The 2,194-nt window shown below is 65.8% G+C and carries 3 protein-coding genes; 2 read left to right on the top strand and 1 reads right to left on the bottom strand.

Annotated features, from left to right (window positions below; all coding sequences use genetic code 11):
* A partial coding sequence (locus tag F620_RS0114085) for a transposase (protein WP_019571087.1) occupies nt 1–342 on the top strand: 342 nt, incomplete at its 5' end.
* A 275-nt stretch (nt 343–617) separates the two neighbouring features.
* On the opposite strand, the gene F620_RS0114080 is transcribed toward F620_RS0114085, so the two are convergent.
* Nucleotides 618–1,199, bottom strand: a complete 582-nt coding sequence (locus F620_RS0114080) for a thioredoxin family protein (RefSeq protein ID WP_019571086.1) — start codon at nt 1,197–1,199, stop codon at nt 618–620.
* 123 nt (nt 1,200–1,322) lie between these two features.
* Here F620_RS0114080 and F620_RS0114075 point away from each other — a divergent pair, with 123 nt between their 5' ends.
* Nucleotides 1,323–2,063 (top strand): ferredoxin--NADP reductase, encoded by a 741-nt coding sequence (locus tag F620_RS0114075; RefSeq protein WP_019571085.1) that lies wholly within the window; start codon nt 1,323–1,325, stop codon nt 2,061–2,063.
* The last annotated feature ends 131 nt before the right edge of the window (nt 2,064–2,194 follow it).

The following is a 2,194-nucleotide window of genomic DNA, read 5'->3' as shown; positions in this document are numbered from 1 at the left end:
CCGAAAGCCGCCGAGACGCTGCGCAAGGACCGGGAAGACCTGCTGGCGTTCTACGACTTCCCGGCCGCGCACTGGCAGTCGATCCGGACCACCAATCCGATCGAATCGACCTTCGCCACCGTGCGGCTGCGCACCCACAAGACCCGGGGCTGCGTGACCCGCAATACCGTCCTGAGCCTGACGTTCAAGCTCGGTCAGAGCGCGCAGAAGCGCTGGCGCCGACTCCGGGGTTACGAATGGCTGGACAAGCTCGAGCGCGGGGTGACGTTCATCGACGGCGTCGAACAGACCGAACCGACCCACGACGAGGCATCATCCATCACCGACCGGAGCGCCGCCTGAACCAGCAACTGCTCATACACCAGACTTGACCATAACTCCAGCGTACCACGGCCTCCCCCCCCAATCCCGACTAACGAGGCCGGTCGCGCGCAGTCCGCGACCGAGGTGAACGCATTGTCATGATGGAGCCCCTGTTGGTGGGGGAGGGCTTGTCACGGCCGATTGGAGCACCCCCGCGGCCGGATCGCGCAGGGGGCTGAGCACCCCACAGGGGGCGCGCCCCCGGCGCGTAGGAGGCGAGCCCTCTCGCCGATCGCGGCGTTCGTCGACGGGTTTCAGGCGAAATAGGCGGGTTCGTTGCCGGGCTTCCACTTGATGTTGCAGCCGAGGCTGGGGTGCTGGGGCTCGGGCGCGGGCTGGCCGGCGAGCAGGGCCTCGGTGGCGTTGCGCAGGTCTTCGCCGGTCACGGGGCGGTCGCTGCCGGGGCGGGTGCTGTCGAACTGGCCGCGGTAGTAGAGCTTGCGGTCGGCGTCGAACAGGTACAGATCCGGGGTGCAGGCGGCCTGGTAGGCCCTGGCCACGGACTGGTCTTCGTCGAGGCAGTAGGGGAACTTGTAGCCGAAACGGCGGGCGTCGTCGCGCATCGCGTCGGGGGCGTCTTCGGGGACGGCCTCGATGTCGTTGGAGTTGATGGCGATCACTGCGATGCCCTTTTCGGTGTATTCACGCCCGTAGCGCGCGAACTCGTGGCGGATGAGCTGCACGAAGGGGCAGTGGTTGCAGATGAACGCGATCATGTAGCCCTTGGCGTCGGGGAAGCTGTCCAGGCTGATGGTCTCGCCGGAGACGACATCGGGCAGCTGGAAGTTGGGGGCTTCGGTGCCTAGCTCGATCATCTGCGAGGGGGTGCGTGCCATCGGTTGTGCTCCTGTCTGTGGTTTTCAGTGATGGACGATATTATAGGGGCCGCCCCGGGGATGCTTGAAATGCCCGGGCGCCGCCCGCATGCTTGCCTTTAACCAACCACAGGAGTCAGGAATATGGGCTGGGTGACCGGCACCGTGCAGGAACGCAAGCAGTGGACCGACCGCCTGTTCTCGCTACGCATCGATGCGGACGTGGAACCGTTCGTGGCCGGGCAGTTCAACCGCCTGCGCATGGAGATCGACGGCGAACTGGTGGGGCGGCCGTACTCGTACGTGAACGCCCCGGGCGAGACTCCGCTGGATTTCTACCTGATCACCGTGCCGGGCGGGCCGCTGTCCAACCGTCTGGTACAGCTCGAACCCGGCGACACTGTGGAGCTGATGCCGCGCGCCACGGGGTTTTTCACCCTGAACGAGATCCCCGACGGGCGCGATCTGTGGCTGCTGTCGACCGGGACCGGGATCGGCCCGTTCCTGTCCATCCTGAAGACCGACGAGCCCTGGGAGCGCTTCGAGAACATCCGTCTGGTGCATGCGGTGCGCCACGCCGAGGAGCTTACCTACCAGGACACCATTGCGGGCTTTTCGGAGCGCGATGCGCAGCGGTTCCAGTACATCCCCTTCGTCAGCCGTGAGGCACACCCCGGTGCCATCCAGGGGCGCATCACCACGGCGCTGTCGGAGGGCGAGCTGGAGGCGCAGGCGGGAATCGATTTTTCGCCGGAGCACTCCCAGGTGATGCTCTGCGGCAATCCCGACATGGTTTCCGATACCCAGGCCCTGCTGCGCGAACGGGGTTTGGAGAAGAACCGCCGGCGCAAACCGGGGCATCTCACCACCGAGAGCTACTGGTAGCCCCCGATCGGCCAGAGGCTGGCCTCCTACAGGCCGAACCCTGCCCCCCGTAGACATGATGGATTGACCTGCCCGACCTCGAGAGCGTGGGTTATGTTCTCGGGGTTGGGACAACCACCTTCAACACAGAG

The sequence above is a fragment of the Thioalkalivibrio sp. ALE11 genome (assembly GCF_000381205.1).
GTDB lineage: Bacteria > Pseudomonadota > Gammaproteobacteria > Ectothiorhodospirales > Ectothiorhodospiraceae > Thioalkalivibrio.
This window is presented reverse-complemented; position numbering and strand designations above follow the sequence as displayed.

What these genes read in the sequence shown, in the direction of transcription:
- F620_RS0114080 (WP_019571086.1), bottom strand. Translation starts at nt 1,199, where the DNA reads ATGGCACGCACCCCCTCGCAGATGATCGAGCTAGGCACCGAAGCCCCC.
- F620_RS0114075 (WP_019571085.1), top strand. Translation starts at nt 1,323, where the DNA reads ATGGGCTGGGTGACCGGCACCGTGCAGGAACGCAAGCAGTGGACCGAC.